A 21511-nucleotide genomic window follows, 5' to 3' on the forward strand; every position below is an offset into this window, starting at 1 on the left:
GCCTACTTTTTCATGATGCCGGTGAACAGCTCCGATTCCAGAAACCGCTGCAACCAGGCCTGCAATCGCACGTAAGGCGTCTGCGCAAACCAGTCACGATCAACGTGAGCAAACTGGCGAACGAACGGCAACAGCGCGATATCGGCCAGGCTCGGGTGCCCGGTCAACAAGTAATCACGACCCTCGAACAACTCATCCAGTTTCTGCAAGAACAGAGCACCTTCGGCGCGATAAACCTCCATCGGCTGTTCCGGATAACGCTCGGCGTACTTGTAGCGATTCAAGTGAATCTTGAACACTTGATCGTTGGCTTCAATCAACTCGGCGATCCTTGAATCGCCACCCAGCAACCAGTTATCCGGATCGTTCTGCGCCAGCGCCCAGTGCATGATCTCCAGGCTTTCGTCGATCACCTGACCACCCGCATCCAGCACCGGCACCGTGCCCTTGGGCGAGATCGCCAGCATCTGGGCCGGTTTGGCCTTGAGGCTGACTTCGACGATCTCCACCGGCACGCCCGAATAACGCAGGGCCATCCGTGCCCGCATCGCGTACGGGCAGCGGCGGAAGGAATACAGCGTGTTCATTTCACCTCCAGCGTGCTCAAACCGTTGCCTTGTCGCTGCACCTGAATCTGTACCGGAATCCGTTCGTGCATTTCCTGTACGTGGGAAATCACCGCAACCTTGCGCCCTTGAGCCTGCAAGCCGTCGAGGGCGTCCATGGCCAGTTGCAGGGATTCCGGATCGAGACTGCCGAAGCCTTCGTCGATGAACAGCGATTCGATCTTCAACGTGCTCGACGCCATCGAAGCCAGGCCCAGGGCGAGGGCCAGCGACACCAGAAACGTTTCGCCGCCGGACAGCGAATGCACCGAGCGCAGTTCGTCGCCCATTTCGGTGTCCATCACCAGCAGGCCGAGCATGCTGCCGCCGCGCTTGAGGCGGTAGCGCTTGACCAGTTGCCGCAGCTGCACGTTGGCGTGATGCACCAGCAGGTCGAGGTTGTAAGCCTGGGCGATCTTGCGGAAGGTGTCGCCAGTGGCCGAGCCGATCAGCGCATTGAGCCGCGCCCAGCGCTGATATTCGGCATAGGCATCGGCGATCTGCTGCGCGAGCGCTTGATTGGCGTTCTGGCGCCGCTGGTCTTCGGCCTGCTCGGCGCGCAGTTCGGCGCATTGCTGTTCGCTGGCCGTGCACTGGTTTTGCAGGTCGGCGAGGGCGCTGGCGAGTTGTTCTGCATCCAGGTTGCCGTTGTGTTGGCCCTGATGTTCGAGCAGACGCTGATCGCGTTCCTGCAACAACACCTTGGCCTGTTCAATGGCTTTTTCGTTGTGCTGCAAGCGCTGGCGCAGCTCATCAACTTGCGCGTCATCAATCCGCAGCAGGTCTTCGAGGCCGCCGTCATCCAGCTCCGGATGACGGGCGCGCCAGTCGGCAATCTTGCCGGCCAGTTCGCGGTCCTCGGTTTCCAGCGCTTGCAGACGCTCTTGCTGCGCCTTGAGTTCGGCGGCGATTTGCACCCACTGCGTACGCGCTTCCTGCAACGCCTGAGTCGTCGTGGATTCGGCGTTGCGCGCCTGTTCCACGGCCTGTTCCAGTTGCTGCTGCCAATGCTCGGCGCAGGTGTGATCGCCCAACAATTGCGCCAGTTTTTCCTGGCTGGCGAGTTGCTGTTCGGTCAGCGTGTTGAGTTGCTGTTCAGCGTTTTGCAGCTGCTGCACACGGCCCTGTTGGCGGTCCTGTTCTTTCTCGAGCGTCTGCTGGCGCTGTTGCTGTTCGGCCAGTTCTTCCTTCTGCTGATCGACTTGCGCCAGACGTTCGGCAATCTGCCGGTCAAGCTGCATGAAGGTGGCAGCCGGGTCGGCGCGCAGGGCGTCGAGGGTGTCGCTGGGCAGCAGTGTGGCGAAGGCCGCCAGCTCTTCGTCCAGACGCTGGCGGTCAGCGCTCAGTTCGCGTTGCTGATTGCTCAGGTGCTGCGCCGCTTGCTGGTGCGCCGTCTCGGCCTGACGCAATTGCTGGGTCAGGCGCGCCGCGTCCTGTTGCAGCGTGAGCAGGGCGGTCTGGCGTTGTTCGTCCTGGGTGATGCTCTGGTTCAGCTGTTCATTCTGGCGAGTCAGCCACGCAGCGCGTTTGTCACTGTCCTGATTCAGCAACGATGCCGCCAGCGGATGCGCCTCGATGCTCGGCGTCAGCGATTGTTGCTGAGCAGCCAGTTGTTCCTGCTGTTGCAGCAACTCTTTCTGTTGGGCAATCACGCCACCGACACTGGCGCGCAGCTCGGTGAGTTTTTCCTTCAGTTGATCGACTGCTTGCTGCGCGCTGGCCTGCTCGCTTTCATCGTGACGGCCGAGGCTTTGCAGCAGGGCTTCCGGCTGATGATACGGATGCTCGTTGCTGCCGCAGACCGGGCACGGCTGGTCGTCCTGCAACTGCGCGCGCAGCTCTTCGACACTGGCACTGCGGGCCAGACGCTGACGCTCGAGCAGTTCACGGGTGACGTTGAGGGTCTGTTCGGCGACGGTCAGCTCGGACTTGGTGTTCACCCCGTCCTGGGTCAGGCGCTCGCGTTCCTGTTGCGCATCGAGCTGACGCTGTTGCAGCTCGGCACTGCGTTTGTCCAGCTCCTGCTGACTGGCCCACAGGCGCGTCAGCTCTTCGATGGCACGCAGTTGCTTGCGGTTGTCCTGCAACAGAGTGCCGAGGATGCCGATCTGCTCGGCGACGGCGTCCGGCTCGGCGCCGGCTTCCTTGAACAGCACTTCCAGCTGTTGCTTCTGCGTGGCGAGCGCTTCGCTGGCGCGAGTGGCGTTTTCTTCGAGGGAAGCGAGTTCGCTTTGGCCCTTGTTCAACCGATTGCCGATCAGCATCAGTTGCTGCAAGCGGTCGCGGTAGGCATTCCACGCTTCGCTCAACGGTGCCAGATGAGCACTTTGCTCAAGATCAGCGGCGATACGTTGCAGGCGCTCGGCAACCTGTTTTTGCTGATCGAGCAGGGACTGGATCGTGCTTTGGCCCTGAGTGCAGGCTTGCTCTGCGGCGTGCTTCGCTTCGGTGCCGGACGCAACGTCCTTGGCGAGGCGGGCGAGGGTGCTTTGCTCCTCGAAAGCCTGGCGCAACAGCGGAGCGCTTTCGCTCAGCTGCGTTTGCGCCTGGGTCAGGGCGATCTGCGCTGCGGCGAGATCCTGTTCCAGTCGCGTCTGGCGCTCAGCCAGTTCGCTTTGTTGCCGGGTGTGCACGCTGATCTGTTCCGCCAGTGGCGTCAGCAGTACATCCAGTTCGGTTTTGCGGGCGAACTGGTGCCGTTGCGGGGCGAGCTGTTCCAGGCGTGTCAGTTTCAGACGTTCTCCGGCCAGCGATTCGCGTTCATGCTCGGCGCTGCGCAGTTGCTCGGCGGCGGCTTGTTGCGAGTCTTGCAGCCGCAACAGCTCCCTGAGCCAGTCGTGCTGTTGCTCGATCTGCTTGAGCTGCGCCTGCTGCAACTTCAGTTGTTGCTGGGCGGCATTGAAGCGCTCATCGAGTTCGGCGCGGGCTTCGGGGGCCAGCGGAGTCACGCCGGTGGCCTGATCCTGCAACTGCTTGTGGGCTTCGCGGGCCTCTTTGGTCTTGTCGAACGCGCGGCGGCCGAGTCGTGTGTAGAGCGCGGTGTCGGTGAGCTTTTCCAGCAGTTCGCTGCGGTCGTTATCGTCGGCCTTGAGGAACGCACTGAACTCGCTCTGGGCCAGCAGCACCGCGCGGGTGAACTGTTCGAAGTTCAAGCCCAGCGCGGCCTCGAGCTGAGTCTTGTACTCGCCTTTCTGGCTGGCGAGCAGTTGATCCTGATCGATGTCGCGCAGGCTCTGACGGCTGGCCTGCAACTTGCCGCCGGCCTTTTCCCGGGCGCGGTTGGCTTCCCAGCGCGCGCGATACCTGCGGCCATCGACGCCGACAAAATCCACTTCGGCAAAGCCTTCACCGGTGCCGCGACGCAGCAGGGTGCGCGGGTCGCCGGTGGCGATTTCGCCGTCGGCGTCCGGCACCTTGGCGTCACGCCCGGTGTTGTTCAGTCGCGGCACGGCGCCGAACAGCGCCAGGCACAAGGCATCGAGCAGAGTGCTTTTACCGGCGCCGGTGGGGCCGGTGATCGCGAACAGACCGGCGCTGGCCAGTGGTTCGGCGGTGAAGTCGATCTCGAACGGGCCGGCCAGCGACGCGAGGTTTTTCAAACGAATGGCGAGAATCTTCATGGCTGCTCGCCCTCCATTTGCACGTCTTGCAGCAGCTCGGCGAAGTCCTTCAGGGTTTGCTCGTCGACTTCGCTGCCGTAGTTGTCGAGCCAGGCGCGGCTGAACAATTCCTGCGGCGTAAGCTGGTCCAGTTCAATCAGCGCGCTGCCGTCCTCGGCACCATCAGCGCCACGGTTGCCGGCGTATTCGGCGGCGATCCGCACCAGCCGCACAGCCTTGCCTTGCAGGGCGCTTTCGACCTGATGGCGCAGGTCCGGTTGCGGTTCGTCGAGACGCACCCGCACTTCCAGCCACGGCTGGCGCTGGGTTTCGGCCAGCAGGTCGATGTTCGGCAGGTCCGCCAGTTGCAGCAGAATTTCGGCCAGCGGCGCTGGGCCGAGGCGCTGCAAGTTTACGGAGCGGGGGATCAGCAATGGCTCGACGCTGACCAGGGTTTCGCCGTCCAGAACGACGTCGAGCACCTGGTGCTGATAACTGATTTCCGAAAACGACAACGGGATCGGCGAGCCGCTGTAGCGAATTCTTTCTTCGCCATTGACCTTCTGCGGCTTGTGCAAATGGCCGAGCGCGACATAGCTGATGCTCGGCCCGAACAGGCTGGCAGGCAGAGCTTCGGCGTTACCGATGATCAGGCTGCGCTCGGAATCTTCCGACACCGAGCCGCCGGCCATGTGCGCGTGGCTGATGGCGACCAATGCCTGACCCGGCTGACGCTTGGCGTTCGCCGCTTCGATCAGCCATTCATGCACCTGGCAAATGCCGCGCAAATAGTTGTCGCCCAGATGCGCGCCGGTCACTTCGGCAGGCCGCAGGAACGGCAGCGCCAGGCACCATGCAGCGATTTCACCGGTGGCGTCCGGCAGCGGCAACAGCAGGCGTTCCGCATCCAGCTGCCCGTCGTCCAGCCATAACACCCGGCCCAGCGCATGGGTACGCAAACGCCGCATCAACGGCGCGGGCAGTTCGATCCGCGAACCGGAATCGTGGTTGCCGGCGATCATCACGATGGTCAGCAACGGTTGCTGTTCGTGGGCGCTGACGATGAAATCGTAGAGGCGTTCCTGGGCTTTGACCGGCGGATTGACCGTGTCGAAGATGTCGCCGGCAATCAGCAGCACGTCCGGCTGCGCCAGCCTCAATTGACGCAGCAGCCACTCGAGAAAACAGGCGTGCTCGAAATCGCGCTCCTGGCCGTGCAGGTTCTGCCCAAGGTGCCAGTCGGAGGTGTGAAACAGACGCAAGGCTGACTCCGCAATATAAAAAGGTGATGGCCGCCGGGATGAGAGGGCGGCGAAAGAGGGGAGAGTTTACAGATTATTGCGGCGGGTAGGCTTGTCCGGGAGATGGCGGCCGCGATCTCGGTGAACCCATTAATTGACGACTCGGCACCGGTTACCTACCATCGCGCCACTATATTGATATCGTTTTTGGGGTCTGGCGACTCGTCGTGCTTCAACCCGCACGCCACGATAGCTCACAGAGACATAGAGTCTGGAGCAAGCGTAATGAAACGGGTTAATTCGATACCTTCCGTTACTGACAATCCAGCGTATTTTTCCTGGAAAAAACAGTGGTCGAATCAGGAAGGCCTGGACGTTTATTCGTACATCTTCGATCAATGCCAGCCCGAACATATTCTGTTGTTTTCAAAAATGCTTTTCCCGGATTTTGTGGTGAAAGAGGGTGGCGTATTTTTAGCGCGGAATTTCTCGACTGAAGTGCTTGATAGGTGTTCTGGCCTTACCTCTGGTGATATTTCAAAGACTGAAAAGTTATTGAATGTTGTGAGGATCTATGACGTTTTTGGCCAGGTTGCTGCTGGTGTTTCGGATGACGTGTTTCTTCAATTGTGCAATGTGATCGGTTTCGCGTGGCGCATGGTGCTGAAAGAAAAATTTCCAGAGAAGGTGTTTTGTGTAGAGGTGTCGAACTCGGAGCAGAACTATGGCCCGGATATTACTTTCTACCAGGTTGGATCGTTGAGTCCGGGAGCCGAGGCATGAGGTTTCGGGACCTGGAGCAAGGACCGGATGTTTACGGGCCCCCGGTAAAGCTCTCGTCGTTGGATGAATGGTATTTGTCCGTGCGCGATACGCCCTTGGATTGCTTGAGTGTGGGAGATGTCTGTCGTGCATTGAGGCAGGATTTGCATGTGCGGGAATTGTTGCCCATCGGCATCGCTTTACTGACCGAAGACGTCCTGGAAGGCGATAGATATGACGGAGAATTGCTGGTCGCGCTGGCGGGTTTGAGAACTGTGTATTGGCACGAGAATGTCGAAGCATCCCGCAAGGCTGTTGTAGCTGTGGCCGAAGTGAATCGCTTGAGTGCTGACGCCGAGCTGTTAAAGGCTGCTTCAGCCCTGACAGGTTGCTTGAGATGACTATGATTTTTAGCTTGTTGGGTCGCGGTGATCTGGGATTGATTCGCGCTGGTATGACGCGAGACCAGTCCCGAGCGACCCTTGGTGGAAAGTTTGATGAGTTTTTCAAGACTGAAGATTCGGCAGTGCCGACGGATGCTTATGATGATCTAGGCGTTCACATGTACTTTGATGAGAGTTTCATTGTCGTTGGTGTTGAATTTTTAAAGTGGAGTGAGCTTGTTTGGGGGGATCAGAAACTGGTCGGTGAAGATGCTCTGGTGATACAGCGGTTTCTGAAAAGCCGAGGACAAACGCTGGTTTTCAATAACTCGGGTTTTGATGTTGTTGATATGGGTTTGAAGTTTTACGTGCCTGACTTCGAAGAAGATGACGCCATCGTCGAGGCTGTGTATGTAGAGCTTTATCGCGCCTGATGAAGACTTCAAAAGTAATTAAGGTCGCAGAATCCTTGAGTGTTGTGCTGATTGATCGACTTGGGCAAGAAGCACTTTTCGGTGAACTTGAGTGTGCGAGCAATATCTATTTAATGGGTGAAGTCGGTCGTAGGGTTTGGCAAGTTTTTTCTGACTTTGACGCCCATGCAGGTCCCTTCACAAATATCATCCTCAATGAGAGGGGGCTTAAAGGTTATAGATGGGATGGTGGTATGTTTGAGATTGATATCGAAACGGGAAGGGCGGTTCCTGGCGAGTTTATGAAGTAGGTGCTAACAGACAATGAGCCAGATAAAAGTGGAAACTCGTTGCTCAGGATCGAAAAGCGAAAAAGGCGATAAATGACCGCAGGGGTTGCGATGAAGGATGGAGAAGTGTTCCGAAAGACGTTGATTGACTTGATTGCCGAAAAGTGGGGAACTTTCGAGGCTGAGAGTTGGGCGGCCGACTATAGGCTGAATTGGAATGACGAACTGTCGGAATTGATGGGTAACGCTGTGTCCGATGTTTCGAGAGTCGCGCAAGCATTGAAAAATAAAGATGACGTTGAGTTGTGTGTGGCGGCGGGGAGGGCGCGTACGGGTTTTTTGGATCTGTCAAATTTTTTTAGAGGAATATTTGATGATTTCGATGCACTGGTCAGAGAAGCCGAGTGGCAAGAAATACCTGACGACTATGTTTACGACAAGACATGAAAGTGAAAGGAAAGGGGGCTTTTTTATTAAATAAATCTGTCCCTTTTTTTACTATGTTTGAGGATTGCTGTGAAAGCTAACAAGGCAATGGAATCGCTGCTGGCTGACCTGCCACTCGTTGTTATCGAGGGTGAGCTAGAGCGTATTGCACGTTCTGATTTTGTGGAGCGTGATGGTTGTATTTTTATCGCAGCTCTGAATCCTCAAAGTCATATGAGCCTCGATAGCTTCCCTGATAGAACCGGTTATGAGTGTTTCGTGAACTCGGTTCATATTGATGATTATGTCAGCGATGATTTATTAGCCACCGCTATTTCCTGGTTGTCCCTGGTACTTGATCAATGGAATAAATTCGGTCTGCCGGGTGTTCTTCAGGGGAGCGTTTCAACCGACGAATTCGGTGCAACGGTCAAGGTTCATGTGCTCCGACCTGATGAGCCCTGGTTGGGCGATGACCTTGAGGGGTATGAGCAAGCAGTGCTTACTGTTAACTCGGGTGACATGGGATTTCTTGCCCAGTAGCAAAAGGGGACAGATTTATTTGATTAAATAAATCTGTCCCCTTTTTGTCTTGACTCCGCAATATAAAGAGGTGATGGCCGCAGGAAAAAAACGCGGCGAAAAAAGAAGAGAGTTTACGGGCAAAAGCTTCTATTGGACTGCAACTACTTCGGATAAAGCGGCGGCAACCCACTATCACCGACCGGATCCTGCACCCGCTCCGCCGTCGGAATCGTCCGGATCGCCCGCCACAGATCCTCACCCTGCCAATGCTGCCCGGTCTCGCTGTACAGCGCGCCGTTCAAACCATCGAGCGCATCCGACAGCGGCACAAACCGCGCCGCCATGTCCGCCAGTGTTTCCGGCTGCTGACGGGCCCAGGCGTCGAGGGCCTGGCGGGTGGCGTGGGGGTCGTTGGCCTGGCTGGCGCGTTTGATGTCGTCGAGCAGGGTGCGCGGGCTCGGGCCGGTTTGGGCGGCGCGCAGGATTGCCGGTTGCCAGCGGGCACGCCACCAGAGGCCGAAGCCGAGCAGGGTGGTGCAGGCGAAAACGAACGTGCTGAGCTTCCACCACCACAAGGCTTCGCTGTCGGCGACGCTGAGCGGTTGCGCGTTGCCTGCCGGGGTGTCGACTTGCAGGCTCGGGTTGTTCGCCACTTGCAGGGTGCGCGCCGGCAGGCTGGTGTGTTCTAGGTGATCTTCGAAGGTGTTCCACCAGACCACGTCCACCGTTGGCAACTCGATCGCGCCGCTGCGGCTCGGCACCAGCGCTTCGCGTTCTTCGCGGCTGCCGATCAGGCCGCGGTCGCTGCTCTGGTTGTTCAGCACCGGTTGGTCCGGGTAGCGGCGCAGGCCGTTGGCTTCGGTGGCGGGCAGGGCGGGCAGTTGCGAGCTGGCCAGGCCTTCGGCCTTGAGGGTCAGGCTGCGGGTCAGGGAGTCGCCGACCTGAGTGTGCTCCGGCTCCGGGTTCCAGCTTTCGCTCAGGCTCAGGCTGCGAGCCGGCAGCCACGGCGCATCGCTGGGGTAGGTCATCGGTTTGGGTTTGACCGTCAGCGAAGTCGCGGCGGAGCTGATGTGCATCAGTTTGCCCGGCTTCGGCCCCTGCGCCGTGGCGTCCTGCGAGGGTTGGGTATCGACCAGTGTGGCGCTGAAGGTCTGCGGGGCGATGCTCAGCAGACCGCTGTGCTGCGGATAGATCGCGTAGCGCATCTCGATCACGCCATGGCGCACACCGTTGATGTCTTTTTCGTAGGTGCGCATGTCGCCCAGTTGCTCGATGCGCGCATCGGCGATCTGCAATGGCGTCAGGCTGCTGTCGTCGTACAGCGACACCGAATGGTAGATGCGCAACGTCAGGATTGCCTGGGCCTGCACGTAAACGCTGGTCTGGTCGAGGCTGGCTTCGATGAACACCGGTTCGCGGGCATTGTTTTCTTCGCGGGTGTCGCTCTCGATCACTTGCACGGTGATCGGCTGGCTCTCGACGTCGCCCAGTTTCAGCGGCGGGATTTCAACGCTGCCGTTCTGCTTGGGCAGCAATGTGATGATCCAGCGCGTGGTAGCGCGGTTGTCATCGTTTAGCGTGTTCAACTGGTTGACCTGACGCGTGCCGCGCACTTCGAACAGCGGCTCCAGCGGGCTCAGGTCCGGTTTGCCGAACTGCGTGACATCGTTGGATTCGAGGGTGAGTTCCACCGTCTCGCCGGAGTTCAGGCGACTGCGATCCACACTGGCCGTCAGCTCGGCCGCCTGGGCGGTGGCCGTGCAGATCAGCAGGGGCAGCAAGAGAGCGGTGAAACGGGTCATCGAATGTTTTCCTGATCCTGATGTTGTTGCTGTTCGTACCAGAATTTGCGTCGCAGCAGTTCGCCCGGATCATCCGGGATCTTGCCCAGCCATTGTTCCAGCGCCTGCTGTTGCTCGCCTTCGAGAGTGTCCTCATTGGGGCGCAGCAGCGGCGGGGTGTTGTGTTCCTCGCCCGGTTCGCTGTCCGGCAGCTCGTTGGCACCCGGCAGCGGCGGAGTGGTCGGTGGCGGTTCGCTGGCGGATTCGCCGGTCTGCGGCTCGCTGTGCGTTTCGCTTTTGACCGCTGGTGGTGGTGCGGTCGTTGGCGGTGGTTCATCGCCCGGTAGGTTTGGCTGCGCCGGTTTGTCTTGCGGTTCGGCCGGCGGCGGGGCGTTTTTCTGTTTCAGCAGGTTTTCCACCAGCGCCTTGTTGGTCAGCGCCGGACGCAGATCCGGCTGACGTTCCAGGGCCTGTTCGTAGGCATCCAGCGCCGCTTCCAGCTCGCCGCTTCTGGCCAGGGCATTGCCACGATTGTAGTGGGCGTGGGCGTCATTGCCCTCGGCGAAACGCTGAGCGGCGCCACTGTAGTCGCCGGCCTCGTACAACGCCACCCCTTGCCATTGCGGATCTTCGAAATGCTTCGCCGCTTCGGCCGGGCGCTTCTGTTTGAGCAGGTGCAGGCCTTGTTGGTCGGGGCGCAGCCACAGGTCCTCGAAGTCGAAGGCATAGCTCGGTTGCGGCAATGCCAGAAGCAGCGGCAGGCAGAACAGCCAGCCACGCCGCCCGGCGCACGCGGCGAGCAACAACAGCGGCAACAGCAGCCAGTAACCCTGATCGGCCCAGGTGTCGAGGCGCACGGTCTGGCCATCGTCGCGCAGGCTGCGCGGGCCATCGAGCAGGCCGAGGTCGCCCAGATCGGATTCATCCAGCCGTGCGCTGCGGTACTCGCCGCCGACCGCGTTGAGGAAGGCGCCGAGGCCCGGGCTGTCGAGTTGCGGCACGCGGATTGCGCCCTGGGCATCCTTGAGGAAACTGCCGTCTTCCTGAGCAATCGGCGCGCCCTCGGCGGTGCCGACACCGAGCATCAACAACTGCGCCGATTGGCCGCTCAGCGCATTGCGAATGCCTTGGCGTTCTTCTTCCGACAGCGAAGAGCCAATCAGCAGAATCCGCCCCTGACCCAACGCACCCTGCTTGAGCAACGCCAGCGCCTTGCCCACTGCCAGATCGGCGCGATGGCCGCTTTCCGGCATCAGCGAAGGCTTGAGCGCGTCGAGCAGGTTGCGGCTGGTCGCCAGGTCATCCGACAGCGGCACCAGCGTATGGGCGCTGCCGGCGTAAACAACGATGGCGGTCTGGGCGTCGCTGCGCACCTGCAACAGGTCGAACAGCTTGCGCCGGGCCTGTTCCAGTCGCGTTGGCGGCGAATCGGTGGCGAGCATTTCCGGGGTCAGCTCCAGCACCACCACCAACGGATCGGCGGGTTTCTGGCTGGTCTGTTCGACCCGTTCCCAGCTCGGCCCGAGCAACGCCAGAATCGTCAGCAGCCAGGCCACGCTCAGGGCGACCCACGGCAACTTGCTGTCACGACCACTGCCGCCACTGAGCAGCGTGGCGTGGAAGGCCGGCGGCAGAATCATCTGCCAGCGACCCGCGCGTTTCTGCCGGTGCCAGAGCTGCCAGATCAGCCAGCCGAGCAACGGCAGCAGCAACAGCCACCAGGGACGGAACCAGTGCGGCCACAGGACGATCATCGGCGCCTCCGCAAGCGCAGGCGCTTGAGGCGTTCGCGCCAGTCAGGCAGGGGACTTTGCAGATACAGCTCCTTGGTGAACAGCCGTTGCAGCGGGTTGTCCGGCCACAACACGCGGGCCACCAGCAAAATGCTCAGCAGCAGCGCGAATGCCAGCGGCCATTGATACAACGCCTGCGCCGGGCGGGCCTGGGTCGGTTGCTGAGTCACCGGTTCGAGCTGATCGAGGGTGTCCTTGATCGCTTGCAACTGCTTACCGTCGCGGGCGCGGAAGTAACGCCCGCCGGTGACCTCGGCGATGGACTTGAGCGCCGGTTCGTCGAGATCGAGAGTCGGATTGCCGCCGAGCAACGCCGTGGCGCCGCTTTCTTCGGGATCGGCACCGATACCGATCGGATAGATTTTCACGCCTTCGCTGGCGGCCAGTTTTGCGGCGGTCAGCGGGTCGATTTCGCCGCCATTGTTGGCGCCGTCGGTGACCAGAATCAGCACCCGGCTCTGGGCCGGACGCATGCGCAGGCGCTTCAGGGCCAGGCCGATGGCGTCGCCAATCGCGGTGTTCTTGCCGGCGATGCCGATCCGCGCTTCATCGAGCCAGACCCGAACGGTGCGCCGGTCAAACGTCAGTGGTGCTTGCAGATAAGCCTGGCTGCCAAACAGGATCAGACCGACGCGGTCGCCATCGCGGCTTTCGAGAAAATCACCGAGCAAATGCTGGACCAGCGACAGGCGACTGACGTCTTCGTCGTTCCATTGCATGTCCGGGAAATCCATCGAGCCGGACACGTCCACCGCCACCAGCAGATCACGACCGCTGGCGGCAATCGGCAGCGGTTCGCCGAGCCATTGCGGGCGTGCGGCGGCGGTCAGCAACATCAGCCACAACAACAGAAATGGTGCCTGCTGACGCCAGGCCGGCAGATTGGCCCGGGCGCGACGGCGAGCAAGGCCTTCCAGGTCACCCAGGAAACTCACTTTCAACGCCGGCTCGCCGCTGTCCGCCACCGGCAGCACCAGGCGCATCAGCCACGGCAGCGGCAACAGCAGAAAGATCCACGGCCAGGCGAACTCAAACATGTTTGCGGATCCAGGTGTCGACTGCCTGGGTCAGGCCGGCGATGGCTTTGTCGTCGAGTTTGCACTCGGGTTTGTAGGCGCCTTCGACGAGCACCATCCAGCGGGTCAGGCCGGCGGCGGGGCAACGGTTGTCGAGAAACGCCAGCCATTTGCGGCCGTTGAGGGTATGGCTCTGGCTGTAGGGATAGTGGTTGCGGCACAGGCGCTTGAGCAGGCCGTTGAGCTGCTGCAGCCAGGCCCCGGCCGGGGCGCCGTCGTAGGGTTTGGGCATCTGCGCCAGTTCCGCGAGTGCAGCGATGCGCACCGGGTCCAGTGGCAGTTCGGCGCGCACGACCGGTTTTTTCTTGATCGGAATGAAACGCCGCAGCCGCCAGACTGCAAAACCAATCACCGGCAACAGCAAAAGCAGCAACCACCAGCCCGGTGCCGGCGGCCAGAAGGCAATCGGTGGCGGGGAGATCAGCGGCTGCAGTTGTTCGAGGCCGTTCATCGACCTTTCCCCGGGCGTTGCGGGTTAAGGAATTCGCGCATCTGTTCGACCATTTCGCTCTGGGTGCTCAGCGGCATCAGCAGCACGCGCAGCTTCTGCGCGAGCAGTTCCCAGCGAGCGATCCGCGCTTCAGCCTGGGCGCGATAGGTCTGGCGCAGATCGAAGTTCAGGGTGTCGAGTTCCAGCTGCGCGCCGCGCTCGGCGAACCTCAGCAGTCCGGCGGCGGGCAGGGCGTGATCCAGCGGATCGGACAGCGGCAGCATCAACAGGTCGCAATGGCGCGACAGCAGGCTCAATTGCTGCTCGGCGCTGTCGGACAGTGCGCGCTCGTCGCAGATCACGATCACCAGACTGCCCGGTCGCAGCACTTCACGGGCCCGGCGCAACGCCACGCCAAACGCATCGCGATCCGGCTCCCGCTCGCTGTGCAGCGACTGGTTGACCTTTACCAAGCGGTTGAGCAGTTGCAGCAGGCTTTGCTTGCTGCGCCGTGGTTTGATTTCGTAATGCTCGTTGTCGCCGAACACCAGCCCGCCAACCCGGTCGTTGTGGCCCAGCGCCGCCCAGCCGATCAGCGCCGCCGCCTGCGCCGCGAGCACCGACTTGAACATCAGCCCGGAGCCGAAAAACAGCCGCGTGCTTTGCTCGACCATGATGAAAATCGGCCGTTCGCGTTCTTCATGGAACAGTTTGGTGTGCGGCTCCTGCGTCCGCGCGGTGACGCGCCAGTCGATGGTGCGCACGTCGTCGCCGGCCTGATAGACCCGCACCTGATCGAAGTCGACGCCGCGACCACGGAATTTCGAGTGATGCAGGCCGATCAACGGGCTGCGCTGGCTCGGCGTCGAAAACAGCTGCACTTCGCGCACGCGGTGACGCATCTCGATCAGCTCGGCGAGGCTGATGCGGATGCCCGGTTCGGACGGCAGGGAGGCGTTCATCGAGGTCAAGCGACGGCTACGACGTCGAGAATCCGTTGCACCACCCGATCCTGGTCGATACCAGCGGCTTCGGCCTCGAACGACAGAATGATGCGGTGACGCAACACGTCGAACAGCACCGCCTGGATGTCTTCCGGGCTGACGAAGTCGCGACCGGCCAGCCAGGCGTGGGCGCGGGCGCAGCGGTCGAGGGCGATCGAGCCACGCGGGCTGGCGCCGTAGGCGATCCACTCGGCCATTTCCGGGTCGAACTTGGCCGGGTTGCGCGTGGCCATGACCAGTTGCACCAGGTATTCCTCCACGGCGTCCGCCATGTACAGCCCGAGGATTTCCTTGCGCGCGGCGAAGATCGCCTGCTGGCTGACTCGACGTTCGGGCTTGGTCTCGCCGTTGAGGGCTTCGCCCCTTGCCTGTTGCAGGATCCGGCGTTCGACGGCCGCGTCCGGGAAACCCATTTTCACGTGCATCAGGAAGCGGTCGAGCTGGGCTTCGGGCAACGGATAGGTGCCTTCCTGCTCGATCGGGTTCTGCGTGGCCATCACCAGAAACAGCGGCGACAGCTCGTAAGTACTGCGCCCGACACTGACCTGACGTTCGGCCATGGCTTCCAGCAGCGCCGATTGCACCTTGGCCGGGGCACGGTTGATTTCGTCCGCCAGCACCAGGTTGTGGAAGATCGGCCCTTGCTGGAACACGAAACTGCCGGTTTCCGGGCGATAGATCTCGGTGCCGGTGATGTCGGCCGGCAGCAGGTCCGGAGTGAACTGGATGCGATGGAACTGGGCTTCGATGCCCTCGGCGAGCTCTTTGATCGCTTTGGTCTTGGCCAGACCCGGAGCGCCCTCGACCAGCATGTGGCCGTCGGCGAGCAGGGCGATGAGCAAGCGCTCGATGAGTTTTTCCTGGCCGAGAATCTGCGTTGAAAGAAAGGTTCGCAGCGCCAGCAGCGCTTCACGATGTTCCATCGATGACTGTTCCTGGAAAGGGTGGCCACAGGCGTTCGGATAACGCCGGGGCTGGGGGCGTTACTTTAATCCATCGCGGGGGGTGGCGACTAACGGCATTTTGCGCAAAGTGCGGGAAATGACCGGGGGATTTGTTGGAATTTTGTAGGGCGGGGTAGGTGCGGTGTTCTTTCGGGCCCAATCGCGAGCAGGCTCGCTCCCACAGTGACCGCGTTCTGTCAGTAAGACACGGTCCACTGTGGGAGCGAGCCTGCTCGCGATTGGGCCAGTGCAGACGCCATTAAACTTCGCTAATGAAGGTCCCGGTGCCATCAAGAATGTTCTTCAGCGTTTCCTCGACTTCAGCCAGATCCACCATGTCCGGGTTGAAGGTGATTTCCAGCACATCATCCCCGTTCAGCGCATCGGCATCCGCCGCGGCGATTTCGATCTTCAGCAGTGTCCTGGTCAGCGTGACCTTGACGCCATCGAGCGTGGACGGCTCGCCATCCAGCGTGATCTCCAGCTCATCCTCGTCCGGGTAACGGCTCATCAGGAACATGTCGCCCTTGTCGCTGTGGCAGCAGAGCATGGCCATGTTGTCTTCTTCGTCGTCGCACGGGTTGACGATCAAAAGGGCGGTGGTCATTTGCATGGGGAATTCCTGCCTCGGCGGGCGTGTTGGTCGCAATTGGGCGCGATTCTGCCAGCCCGCGGGAATTTCTGCATGTGAGAGTGTCAGAGGATGTGTCGTGAACGCGACACAGGTCAATGGTCATTCCTGGCACGCCTGTACCGTAAAAACGGGCATTCAGACCGGCGTTCCGCCCCATGAATGCTAGTGTTTACCGATGCGCAGGCCTTGGTTTACGTGCCAATGACCGAATATGTCGCAGCACCGCAAGCAGACACATTGTCGCACCCATTAAGCTGCGCAACGGATGAGCACCCGTAAAGGCATTGCCAGGGCCCCGCGAGCGGCGCCGGGCAGTCGTTTTTGCAGATGCCCATTCATGGAAGGTGAATGTGACCTGAGTGTCTCGTCCAGCTTCACCCACCTGTCACCCTGTTTCCTCTGCCCGAGATTCAGGAACAGGGCGACGGAACGCCCCGAAAGGGGTTTTGCACGCGACGCTTTCCATCAATAACAAGCCCAAGCGGAGTACCACAGATGGCGTTCTTCACCGCAGCCAGCAAAGCCGACTTCCAGCACCAACTGCAAGCGGCACTGGCGCAGCACATCAGTGAACAGGCACTGCCACAAGTGGCGCTGTTCGCTGAACAATTCTTCGGCATCATTTCCCTGGACGAGCTGACTCAACGTCGCCTCTCCGACCTCGCTGGCTGTACTCTTTCTGCGTGGCGCCTGCTTGAGCGCTTCGATCACGCGCAACCGCAAGTGCGCGTCTACAACCCCGATTACGAACGTCACGGCTGGCAGTCGACCCACACCGCGGTCGAAGTGCTGCACCATGACTTGCCGTTCCTGGTGGACTCGGTGCGTACCGAGCTGAACCGTCGCGGCTACAGCATCCACACGCTGCAGACCACCGTGCTGAGCGTGCGTCGTGGCAGCAAGGGCGAGTTGCTGGAAATCCTGCCAAAAGGCACCACCGGCGAAGGCGTGCTGCACGAGTCGCTGATGTACCTGGAAATCGACCGCTGCGCCAACGCGGCCGAATTGAATGTGCTGTCCAAGGAACTGGAACAGGTCCTGGGTGAAGTCCGCGTCGCGGTCGCCGATTTCGAGCCGATGAAGGCCAAGGTGCAGGAAATCCTCACCAAGCTCGATAACAGCGCATTCGCCGTCGATGCCGACGAAAAGAACGAAATCAAGAGCTTCCTGGAATGGCTGGTGGGCAACCACTTCACCTTCCTTGGTTACGAAGAGTTCACCGTTGTCGATCAGGCCGATGGTGGCCATATCGAATACGACCAGAACTCCTTCCTCGGCCTGACCAAGATGCTGCGCACCGGTCTGACCAACGAAGACCGCCACATCGAAGACTATGCCGTGAACTACCTGCGCGAACCGACACTGCTGTCGTTCGCCAAGGCCGCGCATCCGAGCCGCGTGCACCGTCCGGCCTACCCGGACTACGTGTCGATTCGCGAAATCGATGCCGACGGCAAAGTGATCAAGGAACACCGCTTCATGGGCCTGTACACCTCGTCGGTGTATGGCGAAAGCGTGCGTGTCATTCCGTTCATCCGCCGCAAGGTCGAGGAAATCGAGCGCCGTTCCGGCTTCCAGTCCAAGGCTCACCTGGGCAAGGAACTGGCACAGGTTCTGGAAGTGCTGCCGCGTGACGACCTGTTCCAGACCCCGGTCGACGAACTGTTCAGCACCGTGATGTCGATCGTGCAGATCCAGGAACGCAACAAGATCCGCGTGTTCCTGCGCAAAGACCCGTACGGCCGTTTCTGCTACTGCCTGGCCTACGTGCCGCGCGACATCTACTCCACCGAAGTTCGCCAGAAGATCCAGCAAGTGCTGATGGAGCGCCTGAAAGCTTCCGACTGCGAGTTCTGGACGTTCTTCTCCGAGTCCGTGCTGGCCCGCGTGCAACTGATCCTGCGCGTCGACCCGAAAAACCGCATCGACATCGACCCGCTGCAACTGGAAAACGAAGTGATCCAGGCCTGCCGCAGCTGGCAGGACGACTACGCCGCCCTGACCGTTGAAACCTTCGGCGAAGCCAACGGCACCAACGTGCTGGCCGATTTCCCGAAAGGCTTCCCGGCCGGCTACCGCGAGCGTTTCGCTGCGCATTCGGCCGTGGTCGACATGCAGCACTTGCTCAATCTGAGCGAGAAGAAGCCGCTGGCCATGAGCTTCTACCAGCCGCTGGCCTCCGGCCCACGCGAGCTGCACTGCAAGCTGTATCACGCCGATACCCCGCTGGCCCTGTCCGACGTGTTGCCGATCCTGGAAAACCTCGGCCTGCGCGTGTTGGGTGAATTCCCGTACCGTCTGCGTCACACCAACGGCCGCGAGTTCTGGATCCACGACTTCGCGTTCACCGCTGCCGAAGGCCTGGACCTGGACATCCAGCAACTCAACGACACCCTGCAGGACGCGTTCGTCCACATCGTCCGTGGCGATGCCGAGAACGATGCGTTCAACCGTCTGGTGCTGACCGCCGGCCTGCCATGGCGCGACGTGGCGCTGCTGCGTGCTTACGCTCGCTACTTGAAGCAGATCCGCCTGGGCTTCGACCTCGGCTACATCGCCAGCACCCTGAACAACCACACCGACATCGCTCGCGAACTGACCCGGTTGTTCAAGACCCGTTTCTACCTGGCCCGCAAGCTCGGCAGCGACGACCTGGACGACAAGCAACAACGTCTGGAACAGGCGATCCTGACCGCGCTGGACGACGTTCAGGTCCTCAACGAAGACCGCATTCTGCGTCGTTACCTGGACCTGATCAAAGCGACCCTGCGCACCAACTTCTACCAGACCGACGCCAACGGCCAGAACAAGTCGTACTTCAGCTTCAAGTTCAACCCGCACTTGATCCCTGAGCTGCCGAAACCGGTGCCGAAGTTCGAAATCTTCGTTTACTCGCCACGCGTCGAAGGCGTGCACCTGCGCTTCGGCAATGTCGCTCGCGGTGGCCTGCGCTGGTCCGACCGCGAAGAAGACTTCCGTACCGAAGTCCTCGGCCTGGTAAAAGCCCAGCAAGTGAAGAACTCGGTCATCGTGCCGGTGGGGGCGAAGGGCGGCTTCCTGCCGCGTCGCCTGCCACTGGGCGGCAGCCGTGACGAGATTGCGGCCGAGGGCATCGCCTGCTACCGCATCTTCATCTCGGGCCTGTTGGACATCACCGACAACCTGAAGGACGGCAAACTGGTACCGCCGGCCAACGTCGTGCGGCATGACGACGATGACCCGTACCTGGTGGTCGCGGCGGACAAGGGCACTGCAACCTTCTCCGACATCGCCAACGGCATTGCCATCGATTACGGCTTCTGGCTGGGTGACGCGTTCGCGTCCGGTGGTTCGGCCGGTTACGACCACAAGAAAATGGGCATTACCGCCAAGGGCGCGTGGGTTGGCGTACAGCGCCACTTCCGCGAGCGCGGCATCAATGTCCAGGAAGACAGCATCACGGTGGTCGGCGTGGGTGACATGGCCGGTGACGTGTTCGGTAACGGCCTGCTGATGTCCGACAAGCTGCAACTGGTCGCCGCGTTCAACCACATGCACATCTTCATCGACCCGAACCCGGATCCGGCCACCAGCTTCGCCGAGCGTCAACGCATGTTCGACCTGCCGCGTTCGGCCTGGTCCGACTACGACACCAGCATCATGTCCGAAGGTGGCGGCATCTTCTCGCGCAGCGCGAAGAGCATCGCCATCTCGCCACAGATGAAAGAGCGCTTCGACATCCAGGCCGACAAGCTGACCCCGACCGAACTGCTGAATGCCTTGCTCAAGGCACCGGTGGATCTGCTGTGGAACGGCGGTATCGGTACTTACGTCAAAGCCAGCACCGAAAGCCACGCCGATGTCGGCGACAAGGCCAACGATGCGCTGCGCGTGAACGGCAACGAACTGCGCTGCAAAGTGGTGGGCGAGGGCGGTAACCTCGGCATGACCCAACTGGGTCGTGTGGAATTCGGTCTCAATGGTGGCGGTTCCAACACCGACTTCATCGACAACGCCGGTGGCGTGGACTGCTCCGACCACGAAGTGAACATCAAGATCCTGCTGAACGAAGTGGTTCAGGCCGGCGACATGACCGACAAGCAACGCAACCAGTTGCTGGCGAGCATGACCGACGAAGTCGGTGGTCTGGTGCTGGGCAATAACTACAAGCAGACTCAGGCCCTGTCCCTGGCAGCCCGCCGTGCTTACGCGCGGATCGCCGAGTACAAGCGTCTGATGAGCGACCTGGAAGGCCGTGGCAAGCTGGATCGCGCCATCGAGTTCCTGCCGACCGAAGAGCAACTGGCCGAACGCGTTGCCGAAGGCCATGGCCTGACCCGTCCAGAGTTGTCGGTGCTGATCTCGTACAGCAAGATCGACCTCAAGGAGCAGCTGCTGGGCTCCCTGGTGCCGGACGACGACTACCTGACCCGCGACATGGAAACGGCGTTCCCGCCGACTCTGGTCAGCAAGTTCTCTGAAGCCATGCGTCGTCACCGCCTGAAGCGCGAGATCGTCAGCACCCAGATCGCCAACGATCTGGTCAACCACATGGGCATCACCTTCGTTCAGCGACTCAAAGAGTCCACCGGCATGACCCCGGCGAATGTTGCCGGTGCGTATGTGATTGTTCGGGATATCTTCCACCTCCCGCACTGGTTCCGTCAGATCGAAGCCCTGGACTATCAGGTCTCCGCTGACGTGCAACTGGAGCTGATGGACGAGCTGATGCGTCTGGGCCGTCGCGCTACGCGCTGGTTCCTGCGTGCCCGTCGCAACGAGCAGAACGCTGCCCGTGACGTCGCGCATTTCGGTCCGCACCTCAAAGAGCTGGGCCTGAAGCTGGACGAACTGTTGAGCGGCGAAATCCGCGAAAACTGGCAGGCGCGCTATCAGGCGTACGTCGCCGCCGGTGTACCGGAACTGCTGGCGCGTATGGTGGCGGGTACTACCCACCTCTACACGCTGCTGCCGATCATCGAAGCCGCCGACGTGACCGGTCAGGATCCAGCCGAAGTGGCCAAGGCGTACTTCGCCGTGGGCAGCGCGCTGGACATCACCTGGTACATTTCGCAGATCAGCGCCTTGCCGGTTGAAAACAACTGGCAGGCCCTGGCCCGTGAAGCGTTCCGCGACGACGTCGACTGGCAGCAACGCGCGATCACCATCGCCGTTCTGCAAGCGGGCGGCGGTAACCTGGACGTGGAAGAGCGTCTGGCGCTGTGGATGGCGCAACACGACGCGATGATCCAGCGCTGGCGCGCCATGCTGGTGGAAATCCGTGCCGCCAGCGGCACCGACTACGCCATGTACGCGGTGGCCAACCGTGAGCTGAACGACGTGGCGCTGAGCGGTCAGGCGGTTGTGCCTGCTGCGGCGACGGCGGAGCTTGAGCTTGCTTGAGTAGACGTTGAATGAAAAAGCCCCGCTCTCGAAAGAGGCGGGGCTTTTTTATGCCTGTTGTCTCGGCGGTATTTATGTGTTGATGCATAGATCCCACCCCCTCACCCCAGCCCTCTCCCCCAGGGGGGCGAGGGGGAAAGGGAGCAGATCTCCATGCTGTTCAAACTTGAGTTCGCCTCGGTATTTCACGTCGGCGTAGTTCGAAAGAGCACCTCGGTCAGTC

Annotated in this window: 17 protein-coding genes; 7 read left to right on the plus strand and 10 right to left on the minus strand. The window is 60.9% G+C overall.

All coding sequences use genetic code 11. The features are described from left to right. Positions 1–2: 2 nt before the first annotated feature. From CAF76_RS22500 to CAF76_RS22510, 3 genes are read right to left on the minus strand one after another with little or no spacing between them, the layout of a single operon-like run. The gene (locus tag CAF76_RS22500; protein ID WP_085648442.1) at positions 3–587 is read right to left on the minus strand and encodes a glutathione S-transferase; all 585 of its coding nucleotides are present in this window, start codon (positions 585–587) and stop codon (positions 3–5) included. After that, positions 584–4225: an AAA family ATPase gene (locus tag CAF76_RS22505; RefSeq protein ID WP_085648443.1), complete on the minus strand. Its 3642-nt coding sequence runs from the start codon at positions 4223–4225 to the stop codon at positions 584–586. The genes CAF76_RS22500 and CAF76_RS22505 overlap by 4 nt, the downstream gene beginning before the upstream one ends. Then, positions 4222–5466 carry an exonuclease SbcCD subunit D C-terminal domain-containing protein gene (locus CAF76_RS22510; protein WP_085648444.1) on the minus strand — a complete coding sequence of 415 codons (1245 nt, stop codon included), beginning with the start codon at positions 5464–5466 and terminating at the stop codon, positions 4222–4224. Before CAF76_RS22510 ends, CAF76_RS22505 begins: the two co-directional genes overlap by 4 nt. 264 nt (positions 5467–5730) lie before the next feature. Here CAF76_RS22510 and CAF76_RS22515 point away from each other — a divergent pair, with 264 nt between their 5' ends. The 6 genes from CAF76_RS22515 (at position 5731) to CAF76_RS22540 (ending at position 8262) form a co-directional block, all read left to right on the plus strand. Further along, positions 5731–6228 (plus strand): hypothetical protein, encoded by a 498-nt coding sequence (locus CAF76_RS22515; RefSeq protein WP_064597228.1) that lies wholly within the window; start codon positions 5731–5733, stop codon positions 6226–6228. Continuing rightward, positions 6225–6608 (plus strand): contact-dependent growth inhibition system immunity protein, encoded by a 384-nt coding sequence (locus CAF76_RS22520; protein WP_064597226.1) that lies wholly within the window; start codon positions 6225–6227, stop codon positions 6606–6608. Before CAF76_RS22515 ends, CAF76_RS22520 begins: the two co-directional genes overlap by 4 nt. Then, a complete protein-coding gene (locus CAF76_RS22525) occupies positions 6605–7024 on the plus strand; it encodes a hypothetical protein (protein ID WP_143491836.1) in 420 nt (139 codons plus the stop codon). Before CAF76_RS22520 ends, CAF76_RS22525 begins: the two co-directional genes overlap by 4 nt. Further along, positions 7024–7314 (plus strand): hypothetical protein, encoded by a 291-nt coding sequence (locus CAF76_RS22530; RefSeq protein ID WP_085648445.1) that lies wholly within the window; start codon positions 7024–7026, stop codon positions 7312–7314. Before CAF76_RS22525 ends, CAF76_RS22530 begins: the two co-directional genes overlap by 1 nt. A 72-nt stretch (positions 7315–7386) precedes the next feature. Next, positions 7387–7740, plus strand: a complete 354-nt coding sequence (locus CAF76_RS22535) for a hypothetical protein (RefSeq protein WP_085610531.1) — start codon at positions 7387–7389, stop codon at positions 7738–7740. Between the two features lie 69 nt (positions 7741–7809). Continuing rightward, on the plus strand, positions 7810–8262 hold the full coding sequence (locus tag CAF76_RS22540; protein ID WP_237233725.1) for a hypothetical protein: 453 nt from the start codon (positions 7810–7812) through the stop codon (positions 8260–8262). A gap of 143 nt (positions 8263–8405) precedes the next feature. Here the strand turns inward: CAF76_RS22540 and CAF76_RS22545 are convergent, their stop codons facing one another. The 7 genes from CAF76_RS22545 to CAF76_RS22575 all read right to left on the minus strand — a co-directional run bounded on the left by CAF76_RS22545 (position 8406) and on the right by CAF76_RS22575 (position 15885). Next, on the minus strand, positions 8406–10046 hold the full coding sequence (locus CAF76_RS22545) for a BatD family protein (protein WP_085648446.1): 1641 nt from the start codon (positions 10044–10046) through the stop codon (positions 8406–8408). Further along, the gene (locus tag CAF76_RS22550; RefSeq protein WP_085648447.1) at positions 10043–11779 is read right to left on the minus strand and encodes a tetratricopeptide repeat protein; all 1737 of its coding nucleotides are present in this window, start codon (positions 11777–11779) and stop codon (positions 10043–10045) included. The genes CAF76_RS22545 and CAF76_RS22550 overlap by 4 nt, the downstream gene beginning before the upstream one ends. Further along, positions 11776–12855 carry a VWA domain-containing protein gene (locus CAF76_RS22555; RefSeq protein WP_085648448.1) on the minus strand — a complete coding sequence of 360 codons (1080 nt, stop codon included), beginning with the start codon at positions 12853–12855 and terminating at the stop codon, positions 11776–11778. Before CAF76_RS22555 ends, CAF76_RS22550 begins: the two co-directional genes overlap by 4 nt. After that, on the minus strand, positions 12848–13345 hold the full coding sequence (locus CAF76_RS22560) for a DUF4381 domain-containing protein (RefSeq protein WP_039766825.1): 498 nt from the start codon (positions 13343–13345) through the stop codon (positions 12848–12850). The genes CAF76_RS22555 and CAF76_RS22560 overlap by 8 nt, the downstream gene beginning before the upstream one ends. Next, a complete protein-coding gene (locus tag CAF76_RS22565; RefSeq protein ID WP_007959332.1) occupies positions 13342–14286 on the minus strand; it encodes a DUF58 domain-containing protein in 945 nt (314 codons plus the stop codon). Before CAF76_RS22565 ends, CAF76_RS22560 begins: the two co-directional genes overlap by 4 nt. Positions 14287–14291: 5 nt before the next feature. Next, complete coding sequence (locus CAF76_RS22570) at positions 14292–15251, minus strand: MoxR family ATPase (RefSeq protein ID WP_011334589.1); 960 nt, start codon at positions 15249–15251, stop codon at positions 14292–14294. A 280-nt stretch (positions 15252–15531) separates the two neighbouring features. Then, entirely contained in the window at positions 15532–15885 is a 354-nt protein-coding gene (locus CAF76_RS22575; RefSeq protein ID WP_085648449.1) for a hypothetical protein, read from the minus strand. A 516-nt stretch (positions 15886–16401) separates the two neighbouring features. On the opposite strand from CAF76_RS22575, the gene CAF76_RS22580 reads away from it, so the two are divergent. Beyond that, positions 16402–21288: an NAD-glutamate dehydrogenase gene (locus CAF76_RS22580; RefSeq protein WP_064597204.1), complete on the plus strand. Its 4887-nt coding sequence runs from the start codon at positions 16402–16404 to the stop codon at positions 21286–21288. The last annotated feature ends 223 nt before the right edge of the window (positions 21289–21511 follow it).

The sequence above is a fragment of the Pseudomonas sp. B40(2017) genome, from assembly GCF_002112855.1.
GTDB lineage: Bacteria > Pseudomonadota > Gammaproteobacteria > Pseudomonadales > Pseudomonadaceae > Aquipseudomonas > Aquipseudomonas pharyngis.

Coding starts and splice junctions, on each gene's coding strand:
- CAF76_RS22500 (WP_085648442.1), bottom strand. CDS start 587: ATGAACACGCTGTATTCCTTCCGCCGCTGCCCGTACGCGATGCGGGCA.
- CAF76_RS22505 (WP_085648443.1), bottom strand. CDS start 4,225: ATGAAGATTCTCGCCATTCGTTTGAAAAACCTCGCGTCGCTGGCCGGC.
- CAF76_RS22515 (WP_064597228.1), top strand. CDS start 5,731: ATGAAACGGGTTAATTCGATACCTTCCGTTACTGACAATCCAGCGTAT.
- CAF76_RS22520 (WP_064597226.1), top strand. CDS start 6,225: ATGAGGTTTCGGGACCTGGAGCAAGGACCGGATGTTTACGGGCCCCCG.
- CAF76_RS22525 (WP_143491836.1), top strand. CDS start 6,605: ATGACTATGATTTTTAGCTTGTTGGGTCGCGGTGATCTGGGATTGATT.
- CAF76_RS22530 (WP_085648445.1), top strand. CDS start 7,024: ATGAAGACTTCAAAAGTAATTAAGGTCGCAGAATCCTTGAGTGTTGTG.
- CAF76_RS22535 (WP_085610531.1), top strand. CDS start 7,387: ATGACCGCAGGGGTTGCGATGAAGGATGGAGAAGTGTTCCGAAAGACG.
- CAF76_RS22545 (WP_085648446.1), bottom strand. CDS start 10,046: ATGACCCGTTTCACCGCTCTCTTGCTGCCCCTGCTGATCTGCACGGCC.
- CAF76_RS22550 (WP_085648447.1), bottom strand. CDS start 11,779: ATGATCGTCCTGTGGCCGCACTGGTTCCGTCCCTGGTGGCTGTTGCTG.
- CAF76_RS22555 (WP_085648448.1), bottom strand. CDS start 12,855: ATGTTTGAGTTCGCCTGGCCGTGGATCTTTCTGCTGTTGCCGCTGCCG.
- CAF76_RS22560 (WP_039766825.1), bottom strand. CDS start 13,345: ATGAACGGCCTCGAACAACTGCAGCCGCTGATCTCCCCGCCACCGATT.
- CAF76_RS22565 (WP_007959332.1), bottom strand. CDS start 14,286: ATGAACGCCTCCCTGCCGTCCGAACCGGGCATCCGCATCAGCCTCGCC.
- CAF76_RS22570 (WP_011334589.1), bottom strand. CDS start 15,251: ATGGAACATCGTGAAGCGCTGCTGGCGCTGCGAACCTTTCTTTCAACG.
- CAF76_RS22575 (WP_085648449.1), bottom strand. CDS start 15,885: ATGCAAATGACCACCGCCCTTTTGATCGTCAACCCGTGCGACGACGAA.
- CAF76_RS22580 (WP_064597204.1), top strand. CDS start 16,402: ATGGCGTTCTTCACCGCAGCCAGCAAAGCCGACTTCCAGCACCAACTG.